At 74.8% G+C, this 17,300-nt stretch carries 16 protein-coding genes and 1 pseudogene; 11 read left to right on the forward strand and 6 right to left on the reverse strand.

From position 1 onward, the window contains the following. Positions 1–4 precede the first annotated feature (4 nt). The gene (locus tag E0504_RS03505; RefSeq protein ID WP_018506292.1) at positions 5–694 is read right to left on the reverse strand and encodes a Crp/Fnr family transcriptional regulator; all 690 of its coding nucleotides are present in this window, start codon (positions 692–694) and stop codon (positions 5–7) included. 290 nt (positions 695–984) lie between these two features. Then, entirely contained in the window at positions 985–1,221 is a 237-nt protein-coding gene (locus E0504_RS03510) for a hypothetical protein (RefSeq protein WP_012157770.1), read from the reverse strand. Positions 1,222–1,340: 119 nt separating this feature from the next. Between E0504_RS03510 and nth the strand changes: the two genes are divergently transcribed. Genes nth through E0504_RS03530 form a run of 4 tightly spaced genes read left to right on the forward strand, consistent with a single transcriptional unit; the run spans position 1,341 to position 4,498 of the window. Further along, positions 1,341–2,066 carry an endonuclease III gene (nth, locus tag E0504_RS03515; RefSeq protein ID WP_012157769.1) on the forward strand — a complete coding sequence of 242 codons (726 nt, stop codon included), beginning with the start codon at positions 1,341–1,343 and terminating at the stop codon, positions 2,064–2,066. Then, positions 2,063–2,884, forward strand: a complete 822-nt coding sequence (locus tag E0504_RS03520) for a CoA pyrophosphatase (protein WP_131621986.1) — start codon at positions 2,063–2,065, stop codon at positions 2,882–2,884. Before nth ends, E0504_RS03520 begins: the two co-directional genes overlap by 4 nt. Then, complete coding sequence (locus E0504_RS03525) at positions 2,881–3,297, forward strand: cupredoxin domain-containing protein (protein ID WP_112108386.1); 417 nt, start codon at positions 2,881–2,883, stop codon at positions 3,295–3,297. Before E0504_RS03520 ends, E0504_RS03525 begins: the two co-directional genes overlap by 4 nt. 19 nt (positions 3,298–3,316) lie before the next feature. Further along, positions 3,317–4,498 (forward strand): MarP family serine protease, encoded by a 1,182-nt coding sequence (locus E0504_RS03530; RefSeq protein WP_071066198.1) that lies wholly within the window; start codon positions 3,317–3,319, stop codon positions 4,496–4,498. A 9-nt stretch (positions 4,499–4,507) separates the two neighbouring features. Here E0504_RS03530 and E0504_RS03535 read toward each other — a convergent pair whose 3' ends face one another. Together E0504_RS03535 and E0504_RS03540 are read right to left on the reverse strand one after the other, a co-directional pair. Further along, the gene (locus tag E0504_RS03535) at positions 4,508–5,563 is read right to left on the reverse strand and encodes an alpha/beta fold hydrolase (protein WP_131622069.1); all 1,056 of its coding nucleotides are present in this window, start codon (positions 5,561–5,563) and stop codon (positions 4,508–4,510) included. Between the two features lie 124 nt (positions 5,564–5,687). Then, a complete protein-coding gene (locus tag E0504_RS03540; RefSeq protein ID WP_112108388.1) occupies positions 5,688–6,188 on the reverse strand; it encodes a phage holin family protein in 501 nt (166 codons plus the stop codon). A 311-nt stretch (positions 6,189–6,499) separates the two neighbouring features. On the opposite strand from E0504_RS03540, the gene E0504_RS03545 reads away from it, so the two are divergent. The 7 genes and pseudogenes from E0504_RS03545 to E0504_RS53375 all read left to right on the forward strand — a co-directional run. Further along, the gene (locus tag E0504_RS03545) at positions 6,500–7,489 is read left to right on the forward strand and encodes a hypothetical protein (protein ID WP_071066195.1); all 990 of its coding nucleotides are present in this window, start codon (positions 6,500–6,502) and stop codon (positions 7,487–7,489) included. Between the two features lie 158 nt (positions 7,490–7,647). Continuing rightward, complete coding sequence (gene ssd / locus E0504_RS03550) at positions 7,648–9,120, forward strand: septum site-determining protein Ssd (RefSeq protein WP_112108389.1); 1,473 nt, start codon at positions 7,648–7,650, stop codon at positions 9,118–9,120. Between the two features lie 197 nt (positions 9,121–9,317). Beyond that, entirely contained in the window at positions 9,318–10,697 is a 1,380-nt protein-coding gene (locus tag E0504_RS03555) for a TadA family conjugal transfer-associated ATPase (RefSeq protein WP_235014646.1), read from the forward strand. Then, positions 10,694–12,259, forward strand: a complete 1,566-nt coding sequence (locus tag E0504_RS03560) for a secretion system protein (protein WP_112108400.1) — start codon at positions 10,694–10,696, stop codon at positions 12,257–12,259. Before E0504_RS03555 ends, E0504_RS03560 begins: the two co-directional genes overlap by 4 nt. Before the next feature lie 191 nt (positions 12,260–12,450). Next, positions 12,451–12,705, forward strand: a complete 255-nt coding sequence (locus E0504_RS51890) for a DUF4244 domain-containing protein (RefSeq protein ID WP_071066192.1) — start codon at positions 12,451–12,453, stop codon at positions 12,703–12,705. Between the two features lie 10 nt (positions 12,706–12,715). Further along, positions 12,716–13,126, forward strand: coding sequence for a TadE family type IV pilus minor pilin (locus E0504_RS03570; RefSeq protein ID WP_112108391.1), 411 nt, complete (start codon positions 12,716–12,718; stop codon positions 13,124–13,126). Then, positions 13,123–13,500: pseudogene (locus E0504_RS53375) on the forward strand (Rv3654c family TadE-like protein); the annotation flags it as partial. The gene E0504_RS03570 and the pseudogene E0504_RS53375, both read left to right, overlap by 4 nt. 131 nt (positions 13,501–13,631) lie before the next feature. Here the strand turns inward: E0504_RS53375 and E0504_RS51895 are convergent. Both E0504_RS51895 and E0504_RS03580 read right to left on the reverse strand, forming a co-directional pair. Next, positions 13,632–14,681 carry a hypothetical protein gene (locus E0504_RS51895; protein WP_235014648.1) on the reverse strand — a complete coding sequence of 350 codons (1,050 nt, stop codon included), beginning with the start codon at positions 14,679–14,681 and terminating at the stop codon, positions 13,632–13,634. 108 nt (positions 14,682–14,789) lie between these two features. Beyond that, complete coding sequence (locus tag E0504_RS03580) at positions 14,790–17,222, reverse strand: DEAD/DEAH box helicase (RefSeq protein ID WP_112108401.1); 2,433 nt, start codon at positions 17,220–17,222, stop codon at positions 14,790–14,792. Between the last annotated feature and the right edge of the window lie 78 nt (positions 17,223–17,300).

Genomic DNA, 17,300 nt, shown 5'->3' on the forward strand with positions numbered 1-17,300 from the left:
GGGTTCAGCGGGCCCGGCGGGCGAGCCGCTCACGGTCGAGCAGCACGACAGCGCGGGAATCCAGCCGGAGCCAGCCACGGGTGGCGAAGTCGGCGAGGGCCTTGTTCACCGTCTCCCGCGAGGCTCCGACGAGTTGAGCCAGCTCCTCCTGAGTGAGGCCGTGTTCGACCCGGACCCCGGCCGCCTCGTTACCCGGCTGGGCCGGTTCACCGAAGCGGTCGGCCAGGTCGAGCAGCGCCTTGGCGACGCGACCGGGCACGTCGGTGAACACCATGTCCGCCATCGTGTCGTTGGTCCGCCGCAGGCGGCGGGCCAGCACACGCAGCAGCAGCGCTCCGGCTTCGGGCCGGGAACGCAGCCATGGCCGCAGCGCGGTGTGCTCCAGCGCGACGAGCGACGCGTCGGTCACGGCGGTCGCCGTCGCGGTGCGCGGCCCGGGATCGAACAGGGAGAGCTCTCCGAACAGGTCTCCCGGCCCCATCACATACAGCAGGTTCTCCCGCCCATCGGCGGACTGGCGTCCTATCTTGACCTTGCCGGACAGAACCACGAAAACGCGGTCGCCGACATCCCCTTCGCGGAACAGCACGTCGCCACGGGTCACGTCCTGCCGGTCCAGGTGATCGGAAAGCGCCTGGCGGTCGGGCTCGGACAACCCGGCGAACAGCGGAACGCGGGCTAGCAGATCGTCCACGCCCTGAGCATGCCAGGACACGGGACGCAGAGCACGGCCAGGGACCCCCATCGGCCTGACCAGGTCACGCAGATGCACCCGAATGCTCTGTTCTGATACGTAAAGTGACGCAAGAAGGACCACCAAAGTGGTCCAGGTCACAATCCGCCTAGTACGGCCGATCGGCACCGGCCCGATCGTGCCACTCCCGGCGGGGGTCACATCGACACAGCCCGGCCCAGTTCAGGACGGCTGTTCGGGGGTCAGGAGGGCACGACACGCGACACGCCCGGGGCCGCATGAGTTGCCCGTCAGGCGGCACGGTGCTTGCCCGGCGGCGTGCGGCGAAGCCGGCGCCGGTAACGCTCGAGCGCGGCCGGCAGGCCCTGTTGGACGAACGTGGCGACTTCGTCCGGGCGGGCGCTGTCGAGGAAGCCCTCGAGCCCCTTACCCGTGTCGGCGGCGTTGAGTGGCCGCTCGACCCGCTCCATCGCCAGCAGGAGCCCGAGCAGCACCAATGGGAACGTGATCGCGGCAAAGACAAACATGGCCCGTCCATGGTCGCCGATGTCGGCGCCGCGCCCGCACCCGGGGGGTCGACGCGCCCTGCCGGACCACGTCGAAGCGACGGGTCCCGCGGGCCGACACGCCGGATACGCTGCGAGGCATGGCAACCACCGTCGACGCGCGAGCCGAGACGGCGCTGGCGCGCACCCGGCGCGCCCGGCGGATCGTGCGCGCGCTCGGCGAGCTTCACCCCGACGCCCGCATCGCGCTGCATTTCAGCAGTCCGCTGGAGCTTCTCGTCGCCACGGTGCTGTCGGCGCAGTGCACGGACAAGAAGGTCAACGAGGTCACGCCGGGAGTCTTCGCCCGCTACCCGACCGCCGCCGCCTACGCTGCCGCGGACCGCGACGAGCTCGAGGCGATCCTGCGGCCCACCGGCTTCTTCCGGGCGAAGGCGAACTCGCTGATGGGCATCGGCGCCGCCCTGGTCGAGCGCTTCGACGGCGAGGTCCCTGGCCGGCTGGAAGCCCTGGTCACCCTGCCCGGTGTGGGCCGCAAGACCGCGAACGTCGTGCTGGGCCACTGCTTCGGCATCCCCGGGATCACGGTCGACACCCATGTCGGGCGGCTCTCCCGCCGCTTCGGCCTGACCACCGAGACCGATCCCGTCCGGGCCGAGAGCGACCTCGCCGCGCTGATCGAGCGGCGCGACTGGACGATCGCCTCCGACCGCATGATCTTCCACGGCCGCCGGGTGTGCCACGCCCGCCGGCCGGCCTGCGGCGCCTGCGCCATCGCGCGGATGTGCCCGTCCTTCGGCACCGGCCCGACCGAGCCGGCCGAGGCCGCGCGTCTCGTCCGCGGGGACGCGGAGGCGGCCCGGTGAGCGACCCCGCGCCGTCCGGGGATCCGAGCAGCCAGGACGTCAGCCAGGACGCCCACTCCGCGAGCGCCGGCGGAGACACTCGTCCGGCGAGCGGCGGCGGAGCTCCGGTTCCCCCGTGGCTGACCGCGCTGACGGCGGCGGTGGGCGACGGCATCCCCGTCCAGACGCGACACGCTCGCCAGACGCGGCCGGGCGGGCGGGCGGCGGCCGTCCTGATCCTGTTCGGGGAGGGTCCGGACGGGCCTGACGTGCTGCTCCTGCAGCGGGCCGCCGACATGCGCGACCATGCCGGGCAACCGGCGTTCCCCGGCGGCGGCGCCGACGAGACCGACGCGTCGAGGGCCGCGACGGCGCTGCGTGAGGCGGAGGAGGAGGTCGGGCTCGACCCGGCCGGCGTCGAGGTCCTCGCCACCGCCAGCCCCCTCTACCTGGCTGCCAGCCACTTCCTGGTCACCCCCGTGCTCGCCTGGTGGCGCACGCCCACCGCGGTGGACGCGGTCGACCCGGCGGAGACGTCCTCGGTGGCCCGGGTACCCGTCGCGGAGCTCGCCGACCCGGCGAACCGGATCCTGCTGTGGCATCCGTCCGGCTTCGGCAGCCCGGCGTTCCGCGTCCGCGGTATGACGGTCTGGGGTTTCACCGCGGGCGTCCTCGACGCCCTGCTGCGGCTCGGCGGATGGGAACGCCCCTGGGACACCGGGACGAAAGTGGACGTGCCCGAGATCACCGTGGCGATCTCCGCGGCCATGGCCCTCCCCCACGCGGTGGTGGAGCCGCGGGGACCACTCGACGAAGCGGGCGGTACCGTCGGAAGATGACCTCAAGATCCGCTCGATCGGCCCTGGCCGCGCTGGCCACGGCCGTGGCGGTGCTCACCGCGCTGACCGGGTGCGGGAGCGGCGGCGACGACACCGGCACACCCTCGGCCGCGGCGACGCTGACCCCGAGCGTCAGTGACGGCACCCAGGTCTTCGCCGTGGTCGGCCAGGTGGACCAGACGTTCTCGGCCCGCGAGCTCGTCGCCCACCCCGGCACGATCCGGGTCGACTTCTCGGTCGCGAAGGGGTCCGCGCCGCACAACTTCGTCATCTCCGCCATCCCCGGCGCCACCACGAGGATCGTCAGCGCCGGCAACTCCCAGTCGATCACGTTCACCGCCGACAAGCCCGGGCGATATCCGGTGGTCTGCACCCTGCACCAGGGCATGACAGCCACGCTTGTGATCGTCTGAGCTCGGCCGACGAGCCCCGGTGAACCTTCTCGATCTCGTCCTGATCGTCCTGGTCGTGATGTTCGCGGTCTCCGGCTACCGCCAGGGGTTCGCCGTGGGGGCGCTGTCGTTCGTCGGCTTCCTCGGCGGCGGTGTGCTCGGCGCCAAGGTGGCACGCCCCTTCGCAGAGCTCATCGGCCGCGAGGAGGACGGTGCCCTGGTCGGCCTCATCGTCGTGGTGGGCCTGGCCCTCGTCGGGCAGATCGCGGGCACCGCGCTCGGAGCGGCCCTGCGCGGCCGGCTCACCTGGCGGCCCGGCCAGCGGCTGGACGCGGTCGCCGGCGCCGTGCTCTCCGGGGTGTCCGTGCTGCTGGTCGCCTGGCTCGTCGCGACCGCGGTCGACCGCTCGCCGTTCCAGACCCTCGCCCGCGCCGCCCGCGGATCCGAGGTACTGGGCACCGTCGACACGACGATGCCCGACGACGTCCGCCACACCTTCGCCGACCTGCGCCGACTCATGGACGACCAGGGCTTTCCCGAGGTGTTCGCCGGCCTGGACGGCGAGCGCATCGTGGCCACCGATCCACCGGACCCTGCGGTCGTCAGCGCGGCGGACGTCCAGAACGCCGCGGCGAGCATCCTCAAGGTGCGGGGGCAGGCGCCGTCGTGCGGGAAGCAGGTCGAGGGCACCGGCTTCGTCATCGCGCCCCAGCGGGTGATGACGAACGCGCACGTCGTGGCCGGTGTCACCGAGGCCGTCGTGGAGCTGGACTCCGGGGCGCTGCCGGCCGAGGTGGTGCTGTTCGACCCCGACCGGGATGTGGCCGTCCTGCACGTACCGGGGCTGCTCCGGCCCCCGCTGCGCTTCCAGTCCGCGCCGCCCGGTGACATGGGCGACTCGGCGGTCGTCGCCGGCTACCCCCAGGACGGGCCATACACCACCGAGCCCGCGCGCATCCGCAACGAGCAGGTCGCGCGGGCGCCGGACATCTACTCCCGCGGCACGGTTCGCCGCGAGATCTACGCGATCCGCGGGCGGGTACGGCCGGGCAACTCCGGCGGGCCGCTGCTGTCGAGCGCCGGGACGGTCTACGGCGTGGTCTTCGCCGCGGCCACCGACGACAACGACACCGGGTACGTGCTGACTGCCGACGAGGTCAGCGAGCCCGTGCGGCAGGGAGCGCAGGCCCTCGTGCCGGTGAGCACCCAGAGCTGCGACTGACCGGCGGGGTCACCGCCGCCCGTACTCCCCCCGTCCAGGCTCCGCTCGGGCGTCCGGCTCGGCGTTCGGTTCAGCCGCCGGCTCGGCGTCCGGTTCGACGTCCGGTGCCGGTTCGGCCGCGCCCTCGGCCGTGCGGGCCTGCTCGGGCGCGGTCTCGGCCAGCCAGGTGATCAGGTCACGGGTGACGGTGTCGGGGTCCTCCTCGTGCGGGAAGTGGCCCAGCCCGTCGTACAGCCGCCAGGAGTAGCTGGCAGCCACGTGGCGGTCCGAGCCGGCCGCCGTGGATGGCAGGAAACAGCGGTCGAGCCGTCCGTGCAGCTGCAGCGTCGGCACCCGCACGGACGTCCGTAGCAGCTCGGCGAAACGTGCCCCGTCGGGGCGGAACAGCGAGCGCACGACCCAGCGGTGGTACTCCAGGGAGCTGTGCGCGACCCCGGGGATCCGCATCGCGAGGCGGTAGCGGGCCTCGGTCTCCGGCGCCGGGTAGCCCGGTCCGCCCCAGGAGCGCAGCAGCTCGCCGACGTGCGCCGCCCCGTCGGCGACGAGGCGACGCTCAGGCCGCCACGGCAGCTGGTAGGCGGCCAGGTGGCGGCTGGCCAGGCCCTGTCCGCGGGGGTCCGCGGCGATCTGGCGCCGGATCCGCAGCGGATGGGGCATGCCGATCACCGCCAGCGCGCGCACCACCCGCGGGCGGCGGACCGCGGTCGTCCAGCCGAGCAGGCCCCCCCAGTCGTGCCCGACGATCACCGCGTCCCGCTCGCCGAGGGCCCGCACCAGGCCGGCGACGTCGTCGGCCAGGGTGAACGCGTCGTAGCCTCTGGGCGGCTTGTCGCTGGCGCCGTACCCGCGCAGGTCCGCGGCGACCACCCGGTAGCCGGCCCGCGGGAGGTCCCGGAGCTGGCTGCGCCACGTCCACCAGAACTGCGGGAAGCCATGGAGAAGGAGGACCAGCGGCCCCTCGCCGGCCTCGGCGATGTGCAGGCGGGTCCCGTTGGTCGATACGTCACGGTGGCGCCACGGCCCGTCGACGAGAACCGTGGCGGACTCGGGGGTCGCATCCTCCATCGCTCGCAAGGATGGCAGATCCCGCGGCTGTGCCGACCAGTGGTTGCGCGGGTCACACGGATCGTCGGGACCTCGGCGGCCTGAGTGACCAGAGGGGCCTCCGCGGCTCCGCGGCTCCGCGGCCTCAGTGGACGCTGGGGCCGTCGTCCAGGTGCGCCGTCGGCGCCGGCGGCGTTCCGGCGTTTCCCGGCTTCGTGCGCGCCCGCGCCGAGCCGTTGGACCCGTTCGTCGGGTTGCGCAGCCATGCGATGTCGTCGCGGACGGTCTGGATGGTCCGTTCGGGCGGTGAGAGGCGCTTGAACCTGGTCACGGCGAAGATCGTGAGCAGGCCGGCCGCGGCGAGGTAGAGCACCGCCGTCAACAGGTACGCCCAGAATCGCTCCAGGCCCGCCCAGGTGAACAGCTCACCCAGGAACACCGTGCCGGCGATGAACGCGCCCAGGCCCAGACCGGCCGCCGCGACGAGGAACCCGATGCCCAGCCCGGCCGACACCGCCTGGCGCGCGAGCTCCGCCTTGGCGAGCTCGATCTCCTGGCGGATCAGCAACGACATGTCCCGGGTCGCGAGCGCGACCAGCTCCCCCAGCGTCGGTTCCCGCCCCGCTCGCGAACTGTCGGTCGTCATCGGCACACTGGCCCTCCCTCTCGAAGTCGGTCGGCGGACCCCGCGGTCAGGTCCGGGACCGATGCCCTCCCGGGAGCGCGCACGGCCGCCGTCACGCGGCCGACCCGTCCGGATGCCCTGCCTGCAGTGTGACCGCTCGTTGCGGACCACGGGGGGCAACAACCCGAAGGAGCGATGTGATCCGGAGGACGATTCGCCCACCTCACGCTTCATGGCGCACCTCATGACACACCTGATGGCGGACGACCTGGCGCCTTCCGCCCGCACGGTGGGCCGGTGCCGGCGAACCCAGCCGGGGTAGCGTCTGCGGGGTGACAGCACGTTCGTCGGTATCAGTCGTCGGAACCGACCCATTGAGCCAGGTTGCGGCGATTCCCGGTGTCGACGAGGCCGCGACGGCGGCCCGCGCGGCCGTCGACGCGCTCCTTCGGCATCGCATCCTGCGGCGCCGCAGTGCCGAGGTGACCGCCGAGGCATCGCTGCGGGCAGCCCGCGCCTCGGCCGCGCTGGAGGGCCACGACATCGCGCTGGACGCGCTGCGGGCCCGGCTGGGCGAGACCGGCCGCGACAACGACCAGCCCGCGGTCTCGGTCAGCCAGTCGGCTGACCCATGGGAACGCTCACTCGCCGTGACGCTGGGAGCGGTACGCCTCTACGCGGAGCTGGGCACGCTCTCCTCCGCCTGGGAGCGCGCGCCGCGCCAGGCGCTGGCACGCATGCACGTCCTCGCCGGGCGCGGGCTGCTTCCCGACGACGTGCTCGGCCGGCCGCGAACGGACGCCTCATGGTCGCCGACCAGCATCACCGGGGCCGCCGTCACGGACGTCGCGGGATCTCCGCCCGTGCCGGCGATGCCGGCGGCGGAGATGTCCCAGCGCCTGGACGGGCTCACCGCGGTGCTGACCGTGCCGACCAGGGCTCCCGCGATCGTGGTCGCGGCGATCACGCACGGTGAGCTGCTCGCGATCCGTCCCTTCGGCGCGCTCGACGGGATCATCGCCCGGGCCGCCGCGCGCCTCGTCCTGGTCAGCCGCGGCCTGGACCCGAAGGCACTGGTGGCAACGGACGTCGGCCATCTCGAGCTCGACCGCGACCGCACCGGCTCGGCGGGAGCGGCCGGCACGGATGCCGTAGTGCCGGGTGTGGGTGTCGGCACGGAGCCGGACTACCGTGCCGCGCTCGCCGCGTACGTCGCGGGCGGCGCCGAGGGTGTCGGGGTCTGGGTGCGGCACTGTGCCGGAGCCCTGGAGCTGGCGGCGCGGGAGTCCCTCGCGGTGTGCGAGGCACTCTCCCGGGGCTGAGTACAGGCCCGTTCCCGGCGGGACGCCTGCCGAGGCACGGCCCGCGCGAAACGGTTCTTATAGCACGGCCCGGCCCACCCTGAAGATCCACTCAGACCGGGGGGCACGGCGCATGGTGGCCGCACACAGCCACCCGCGCCGAAGGGACGGGCCCCGCCATGACTCCCGCGAAGCCCCTGACATCAGCAGACGACAACCATCGCCAGCGCCCCCTCGTCGTCACCGACGCGCCCGACCTGCTGGACGACCTGCTCCGGCTCGCGGCCGCGGCGGGAGCGGCCGTCACGGTGGTGCCGACGGCCAGAGCCGCGAGCCGGTACTGGGCGAGCGCGCCGCTCGTCGTCGTGGGCGCCGACCGCGCCGCCGCCTGCGTCGCCGCGGGCCTGCCGGAGCGGTCCGACATCGTGCTCGTCGGCACCGACGTCGACGATCACCGCACCTGGAACCTCGCCCTCCTGATCAACGCCGAGCACGTGATCTTCCTACCCGAGGCCGAGACCTGGCTGGTCAACCTGCTCTCGCGCGCGGCTGACGCGGCGCGGCGGCGGTCGCGGACGGTGGGCGTCCTCGGCGGCCGGGGCGGGGTCGGCTCGACGACGCTGGCGGTGGCCCTCGCCCGGGCGGGGCTGCGGCGTGGCGTCCGTTCGGTGCTGCTGGAGGTCGACCCGTTCGGCGGCATCGCGGTGGGCGACGACAGGCCGCCGACGGCCGGCCCGTCAGCGGCCACGATGCCGTCGACCGCGGCACCGCCGGCGGACCCGCCCGGGGTCGGCCGGGGCCCGTTCACCACCGCCCCTCGCGGCGCACGCCCGGTGCCGCCGGGTGACCGGTCGCGGCGGCACCGTCCCGGCCCGCCCAGCGGGGCGCACGGACGTCCCGGCGGAGGCACCGCGACCGGCGGGAGCCCACGCGAGGCGCCCATCACCAACGAGGAGGACGGCTTCCTCGACGGGCTGCTCGCGGGGCCGACCATGACCGGCGGCGACCTGCCGGTGCTCTCCTGGGACCGCGGGGCGATCCCGGTGCTGCCACCCGCGGCGGTCGGCGCCCTGTTCGCCACGGCGCGCGGGAGCGCCGACCTGATCGTCGCGGACCTCCCCCGCTCGGCCGACCCGGCCTGCGACGTCGGCCTGTTCCTCTGCGAGACGGTGCTCGTCGTCGTGACGACGCAGCCGTGGGCGACCGCCGCGGCGGCCCGGGTGATCGCGCACGCCGCTCGCACCTGCTCGGACGTCAGGCTGGTCGTCCGGCTGCCGCCGTCCGGTCCCGGTGGCCGCGGCGAGCCCATGCTGCCCGGTGGGACGGACCTGTCCGGGCGTCCGGCGACGGCCGGAGCGGTCGCGGCCCGGCTGGGCCTCCCCCTGACCGGGGTGATCCGCGACGAGCCCGGGGCGAGCCCCGCCGCACTCGCCACCGAGAGCCGGCGGCGGGAGGCGGACGGTGAGGGAGACCGTCCGACCACAGGTCGCACTTCGGGCAAGCCGCGCTCAGATGCCACAGACGGGACCACGAAGCGGGGCGTCGTCGACAACGCGGCGACCGGCTCGGAACCCCGAATCGGCGCATCGATCATCGAGTTCAGTGACCTCTTCATCGCGGAACTCGGGTTGGACGGCGGAGCTCGGCGATGAATGGCCGCCAGTCGCTCCCCTCCCCGGGGAACCGCCCGCGCCTGCCCGGCGTTGCTCGCGCCAGTTCCCCTCTCCCCGGAACGGGTGGAGCCGGCGGGACCGGTGGAATCGGTGGGACCGGTGGAATCGGTGGGCTCAGCGCGACCAGCGGGATCGACCGAATCAGCCAGATCAGCCAGATCGGTCGATTCGGCGCAATGGCCGGGATGGCGGAGATCGGTGGGATCACCGGCAGCGGCCCCGGCCGAACAGGCGAACGCGAGGCCGCCCCGAAAATCCCCGGCGCATCCGCGGGCGGCGAGCAACGACTCGGGCCACTCAGCGTCCTGCTGCGGGACCCGGAGGTCACCGACGTCCTGGTCAACGGCCCCGATCAGGTCTGGATCGAGCGGGCCGGCCGCCTGCGGCACACGGCCGTGCGCTTCCCCGACGACGCCGCCGTCCGCGGGCTCGCCGTGCGGCTCGCCGGCAGTGGCGGCCGGCGCCTGGACACGGCGATGCCGTTCGTCGACGTCCGGCTGCCCGACGGGATCCGGCTGCACGCGGTTCTCTCCCCGCCCGCGCTCGGCGGGACGTGCCTCTCGCTGCGCAGGCCACGGCCCCGGCCGTTCACCCTGGACGAGCTCGCCGCGCTGGGAACGATCGGGCCGTCCGAGGTGATCGTGCTGCGCGCCGTCCTCGCCGCCAGGTTGACGACCGTGATCAGCGGCGGGACGGGCACCGGGAAGAGCACCCTGCTCGCCGCGCTGCTCGACGCCGTCCCCGCGGGCGAACGGATCGTGCTGGTCGAGGACACCGCCGAGCTCGTCCTCGCCCGGGTCAACCTGGTGCGGATGGAGGCCCGCCCGCCCAACATCGAGGGCGCGGGCGAGATCACCCAACGCGAGCTCGTCCGGCAGGCACTCCGGATGCGCCCGGACCGGCTGGTCGTCGGCGAGGTGCGGGGGCCGGAAGTGCTCGACCTCCTGATGGCGATGAATACGGGTCACGAAGGGGGGCTCGGTACGGTTCATGCCAACACAGCCGAGACGGTGCCCGCCCGGTTCGAGGCTCTCGGGGCGCTCGCCGGCCTGCCGCGCGCCGCGCTGCACAGCCATCTGGCCGCGGCCGTCCACGTCGCCGTCCACCTCGGTCGCGACGGCGACGGCGCCCGCCGCGTCACCGGCATCGGTGTCGTGCGCCGCGACACGGACGGGATCGTGCGGATCGTGCCCGCGCTTGCCGGCGGAACCGGCCCGGTCCACCGCGACCCGCACGGCGACGACCGAGCACGTGGCGATGACCGAGCACGCGGCGACCGGCGGGCCCACGACGACCACCGGTCCCGCGGCGGCCAGCGAGCGCGCGGTGACCAGCGGACATCCGGCGATCAGCGGCCACCCGGTGGCCGGGGAGTCCACGGCGGGCGTCCGTTCGCCGGCGTCGAGCGCGAGGGGCTTCCCATCCTGCGGGCGCTCCTGCGCGACCGCGGGTTCTCGCTGTGGCCCTTCGATCAGGCCACCCCGGTCCGGCGCGGCCCACGGCCGGCCCCGGTCACCGCACCGCCGCCTCCCGCGAGCGCGCCGGAGGCACGATGACCACCGGCGGCCGCGGGCGGCGGGTGGCGACCTCGAGGCTCGCCGGCGGGGCCGCACGGCTGGGCCTGATCGTCGCCGTGACGGCTCTCGCCGGCCCGCTCGCCGGGCTTGCCGTCATCGTCGGTCGGGCGGCGCAGCTCGCCATCCGGCGCGCGACTGACCAGCGGTACGAGGCGGAGCTGCGCGGCGCGGCCGAGGACGTGCTGGCCGCTCTGTCGACCGAGCTCGATGCCGGCGCGGCCCCCGACGAGGCTCTCCGAACCGCTCTGTACTCGGTCGGGGACCTGCCGACCCGGCCCGGCCGACGGCGACGCGGCGCGGGCCACGGCCACGGCCAGGCAGGCGTGACCGGGCAGGCGGCCGGTGGGCTCGACCTGGCGCGCCTGCGGGAGCTGCTGCCCGACGCGGAGGACCCCGCGCGCCTGCTGGCCCGGTGCGAGGCTCCCGCGCTGCGCCAGCTCGCGACGGCGTACCGGGTCTGCCGGCTGGCCGGCGTCCGGCTCGCCCCCGTCGCGACCATGCTCGCCGACGCCGCCCGCGCGGATGCCGCCCGGGCCGACGAGCTGGCGTCCGCGCTCGCCGGGCCACGGTCCTCGGGTCGCCTGGTGGCGGGTCTGCCCCTGCTCGGGCTCGCGCTGGGCGCGCTCGTCGGCTCGTCGCCGGTGGAGGTGCTGCTGACCGGATCGGCCGGTCGGGCGTGCCTGACCGCAGGCGTCCTGCTCGACCTCGCGGGACTGCGCTGGCTGCGCCGCATCGCGGACGGCGTGCAGGCTCGAGTGCCGCCGGTCTGCGCCGGGCCGCTGCCCGCCGGCCGGCGCTGGGGCGGTTCGACCTCGCGCGAGTACCGGCGCCGCCTACTGGCCGATCTTCCGCTCGCCCTCGACCTCGTGGCCGCGTGCCTGCGGTCGGGCGCGACCACCCAGCACGCGCTGGAGGTCGTCGGCGTGGCGACGGGCGGTGCGGCGGGCTCCCAGCTGAAAGCCGCCGGCCGGGCCATGCGCCGGGGCGTCCCCGTCGACGAGGCATGCGACCGGCTCCTGGCGGCCGGCGGCGCCCCTCGTCCCGATGCGGCCCGTGCCGGAACGGGCCGCGCCGGCGCGGCCCGCGCGGTGGGGCGGCGTGGGGGCGACCGGCGCGCAGCCGGTCGCCGTGAGGGGCTCAGGCACGACTCCTCCAGGCACGAGAGCGGCGGACCAGGCAGGGGCCCGACCCGGCACTCGCGCAGGTCGTGGCGAGCCGATCCGCACCGCACGGGGCGCGGGTCGAACCGGCGCAGGGAGACCCGCGTGGTGACGGCCACCGCCGCCGCCATCGGCCGGACGGAGTCGTCGGGGGCGAAGCTCGCCGCGACACTGACCAGGATCGGGGACCGTGCCCGACAGGAGGCCCACGCCGCGGCCATCGCCGCCGCACGCCGAGCGGGTGTCCTCGCCGTCGCCCCGCTCGGGCTGTGCTTCCTGCCCGCGTTCCTGCTGCTGGGGGTCGTACCCGTCGTCATCGGCTCGGCGCCGGATCTCGGCCCGGCGTTCGGCCCGACCACTCCACCCACGCACCAGGGCTGAGGCGCCTTGACCACGCCGGGAGGACCCGTTTGCGGCCCCTCGGTCGCGGCCGTTCGGTTACGGCGGCCCCTGTGGACGGGAACCCGCCGTCCACAGGAGCTCCTTCGTCGGCGCGGGGCGGCTGATCCGGCGACACGATCGATGGTGCACGGGCCGGTCCGGCCCGGCTCCCCTTGAACCCGGAGGCAACCATGCTGTTCCTGTACGCGCTGCTCCGCCCGCGGCGCTCCGTGCCCTCGCCGCGGCCACGGCACCGGCGCTGGTACCGCTCGCCCCGGTCGAACACGGGCATGCCGACGGACGCGGGAATGTCGACGGCCGAATACGCGGTCGGAACGCTGGCCGCCGTCGCGTTCGCGGGGGTCCTCTACGCAGTCATCTCGAGCTCGGCCACCCGCTCGTTGATCTCCTCGGTCGTGCAGCGCGCGCTGACGGTCACGTTCTGACCTCGCCGCGATGCCCGTACCGGTACGGCAGCCACACGACGACCACGACGACGAGGACCGCGACGACGACGGCGGCCAGGTGACCGCCGAGCTCGCCATGGGCCTGCCGAGTCTCGTGGCGGTCGTGTTCATGCTCATCTGGATGATCGGCGCGGTGTCGGCGCAGGCCCGGTGTGCCGACGCCGCCCGCCTCGGCGCACGGGCCGCCGCCCGCGGCGAGGCGGAGGCCGCCACCCGGGCCTGGGCGCAGCGCGTGGCACCGCCAGGCGCCGCCATCGAGATCACCCGGGCCGAGGGCGCGGTCCGCGTCCGCGTCACCGTGGCGGTGGGTGGCGACGACATCGGCCGCCTGGTGCCGGTGGTCACGGTGGCGGCGGTCGCGGTCGCCGCTGTGGAGGAGGGCCTGGTGGAACACCCGTGAATCGGCTTCCACCGCCCGCCAGGCGGCTCTCGCACCTGCTTCTCGGGGAAGCCCGCGCCGACCGCGGCTCGGCCACGATCTGGCTGCTCGGCGCCCTTTCCGTCATCGTGCTGGTCGGGTCGGCGGCGCTGGGCCTGATGGTGGCCGGGGCGGCCCGCCAGCGCGCGGCGGCCGCGGCCGACCTCGCCGCACTTGCCGCGGCGTCGGACCGATCGGCCCAGCCCGAGGCGGCCTGTCGCCGGGCCGCGACGACGGCGTCCGCCAACGCCGGAAGGCTGTCCCGCTGTCAGGTCGAATCCGACAGCATCAGGATCGGCGTGGAGGCCGACCTGCCCGGCCCGCTGCGGGTGCTCGGCCCGGCCCGGTCATGGGCGCGCGCCGGGCCCTGGGAGGGTGGGCCCGGCGCGTATCAGCCGACCGCGGTGGAAGGTGTCAGCTCCACTCGCTCACTTGATGGTCAGGGCGTGCGCACACCGACGGATCGGGCGGTGCGCACGCCCACGGGTCAGGGGGTGCGCACACCCGCGGGAGGTGTGGGCGACCCGGACGCCGGCACCGCCCCGGACGCCCCGGAGACGGGCCCCGGCGCCGTGGGAGCACCAGGGACGGTCTCGGCCGCCTGCGCCTCGCGCTTCTTGCGCCGCAGGTCGGAAACCCGGGCCACGACGCGGTCCCCCGGATGCGCCGTCGGCACGGGCCGCGCCGGAGCGGCCGGCGAGCCGGTCGTGGCGGCGCGCTCGGCGCGGGCGGACCGACGTCCCGCCGACCGTCCCGACCCCGGCGCGGATTCCGGCGCGGCCACCGGCGTGGGGGCGGTTGCGTTCGCTCGCCCGCCCCCGGCCTGGCCGACCGGAACGGTCACGGCGGCACCCTGTTCGATCGGTGCGCCAGCGGCCCGCCCCTCGCCGGGCTGGCCCTCCCCGGTCCCACGGCGCCCCATCCGAAGCGGACCGGTGTCGGCTGCCGCGGCTGCCGCGGCAGCCGCCTGGCGACTGGACTGGGAACGCACGACCGGGTCAGGCGCGGTCGTCGGCACGGAGCCGGTCTGTGCGGGCATAGCCGGTGTCGGTACCGCGGATCGGCGCGAGGGCGCGGTACCAGCGGCCCCACCCGGCCTGACGGCGCCGGGGCCACCGGCGGGGACCGGGGCCGGGCCGGAACGAGGCGCCACCCCCACCGGAGTGGGCCCAGCGGTCGCGGCGGACCCAGTGGTCGCGGCAGACCCAGCTGTCGGGGCGGAGGCGGTAGTCGGTGCGGTCGGGGCCGAGTGCCGAGGTGCCGGGGTGGGCACGGCCCGCGTCATGGCGGCCAGGTCACGGGCACGCTGGCGCTCCAGCCGACGCCGGTGCCTGTCCCGGGCGAAGCCCTGCAGCGTGATCTGCGTACCGGCCACCACCAACACGCCGGTCGCGAGCCCGAGAACGAATAGCCCCCAGACGTCGAAGGAGAGCGACTGACCCATGATCATTACTTCTGTCTGACCGGAGTTCTCCAGGACGATGTCCGCGGTGAGAACACCCGCCAGAAGCAACAGGACCACACCGACGGTGACCACCGGAACCTCCAGATTTCCTGCTACGTATCGATTGCGCCGCCTTGAAAATCCGACAGAGGGCGGTCTACCCCCGATACGGTCGTCTGCACCCCCGGCCCGCGATCGTGTTCATTCCCGCCGGGGGCTCGGCGGGTCCGCAGGGTCGCCGTCCACCGCTGCCAGCACGGCGTCGAGCAGCCGGACCGCGGCTGCCTTCTCGAGCGGCTCGTTGCCGTTGCCGCACTTCGGCGACTGGACGCAGGACGGGCAGCCGGCCGGGCATTCGCACGCGGCGACGGCGTCCCGGGTCGCCCGTAGCCAGTTCGCCACCCGCAGGAAACCGCGTTCGGCGAACCCCGCCCCACCGGCATGGCCGTCGTAGACGAAGACGCTGGTGCGGCCGGTGTCCGGGTGCAGATCGGTGGAGACCCCGCCGATGTCCCACCGGTCGCATGTGGCGAACAGGGGCAGCAGGCCGATCGCCGCGTGCTCGGCGGCGTGCACCGCCCCCGGCACGTCGGCGGGTTCGATTTGGGCCGCGGCGAGGAGCTCGTCGGTCACCGTGTACCAGACAGCCCGCGTACGCAGCTGGCGCGGCGGCAGGTCGAGCGGCTCCTGCCCGAGGACCTCCCCGGTTGTCAGCCGGCGCCGTTGGAAGGCGATCACCTGATTGGTGACCTCGACCGTCCCGAGATGGATCTCGACGTCGGCGAACCGCGCGGAGCGGGTGGACTCGACGACCCGGATGTCGGTGTGCTCCCGCGCGACCGTGGTCCAGTCCGGCGTCGCCGCGTCGACGAAGGCCACCGCGTCGTCCAGGTCGAGCTCGTTGACGATGAAGCTGGCGCCCTGATGCAGGTACACCGCCCCCGCGTGCACCGTCGAGTGCGAGGTCGCCGCGTCGACGGTGCCGAGCAGCCGGCCCGTCGCCGTCTCGACGATCCGCACCGGTGGGCCGCCGACACCACGGATGTCGACGTCCGGGCGGTGCCGCTGGGTCCAGAACCAGCCGGTGGGTCGTCGACGCAGCCGCCCGCGCCGGACGAGGTCGTCGACCGCCGCGCGGGCACCGGGCCCGAACAGCTCCAGGTCGTCCTCGGTCAGCGGCAGTTCGCTGGCGGCGCATTCCAGGTGGGGCATGAGCACGTACGGGTTGTCGGGGTCGAACACGCTGGCCTCGATCGGCCGGCCGAAGACGGCCTCCGGATGGTGGACGAGGTAGGTGTCCAGCGGATCGTCCCGCGCGACCAGGACCGCGAGCGCCGCCTGCCCCGTCCGGCCCGCGCGGCCGGCCTGCTGCCACAGCGATGCCAGGGTCCCGGGAAAGCCAGCGATCACCGTGGCGTCGAGTCCGCTGATGTCGACGCCGAGCTCGAGCGCGGACGTGGCGGCCACGCCGAGGAGCTCACCCGTCCGGAGGCGTCCCTCCAGCGAACGGCGTTCCTCGGGCAGGTATCCCGCCCGGTAGGCGGCGACCCGCTCGACCAGTTCGGGGGCGGCCTCGCCCAGGCCGCGGCGGGCGGCGGCGGCCACCACCTCAGCGGCCCGGCGGGAACGGACGAACACCAGCGTCCGCACGCCCTCGGCGACAAGATCGGCGAGCAGATCAGCGGACTCGGCGGTCGCGGCCCGCCGGACGGGGGCGTCGTTCTCTCCGTGTGGCACGGGAGCGCCCGCACCGTCCACGTCCGGGCCAGCCACGTCTGTGCCGTCCGCGGGGGTGCTCGGCCGTCCCGCGCGGACGCCGAGCAGCGGCGGCTCGTACAGCGCAAAGTCCATGGGCCCTCGGGGAGACGCGTCGGCGTCGACCACGTCGACGTCCACGCCGGTCAGCCGGGAGGCGGACAGGCCCGGATCAGCCACCGTCGCCGAGGCGAGCACGAACACCGGCCGGGTGCCGTACCGGGCGCAGACCCGCCGCAGGCGCCGCAGGATCTGGGCGACGTGCGCGCCGAACACGCCCCGGTAGCCGTGGCACTCGTCGACGATGACGAACCGGAGACCGCGCAGGAACGGGGCCCAGCGGCGGTGTGCCGGCAGGATCCCGCGATGCAGCATGTCCGGGTTGGTGAGGACGAACGTGGCATGCGCGCGCACCCACTCCCGCTCGGGGCCCGGGGTGTCACCGTCATAGGTGGACGCCCGGACACCGGTCAGCATCAGTGAGCGCACCGAACGAAGCTGGTCGTTGGCCAGCGCCTTGGTGGGCGCCAGGTAGATGGCGCGCGAGCTCGGCTCCGCCAGCAGCCGGGTCAGCACGGGCAGCAGGTAGCCCACAGACTTCCCCGAAGCGGTACCGGTGGCCAGCACGACGCCGCGCCCCTCGTGCGCCGCCCGGGCCGCCTCGACCTGGTGGGTCCACGGCTGCTCGATCCCCGCCGCGCGCAGCCGGCTCACGAGCAGCGGGTCGGCCCACTCCGGCCACGCGGCCGGCTGGCCCCGCCGGGCGGGAACGCTCTCGACGTGGGTGATGTTGGCCGCCCGTCGGCTGTCCCGGGCGAGTCGGTTCAGGACGGTTCCGACTCGCGCGGGATCGTGCTCGGTGACGGCCGGCGAACCCACGCCCGTCACGATAGGCGGTCGCCCGAGGACGATGTCCGCCCACCATCCAAACCACTTGCTCCCATTACCTGGCCGATC

The sequence above is a fragment of the Parafrankia sp. BMG5.11 genome (assembly GCF_004337455.1).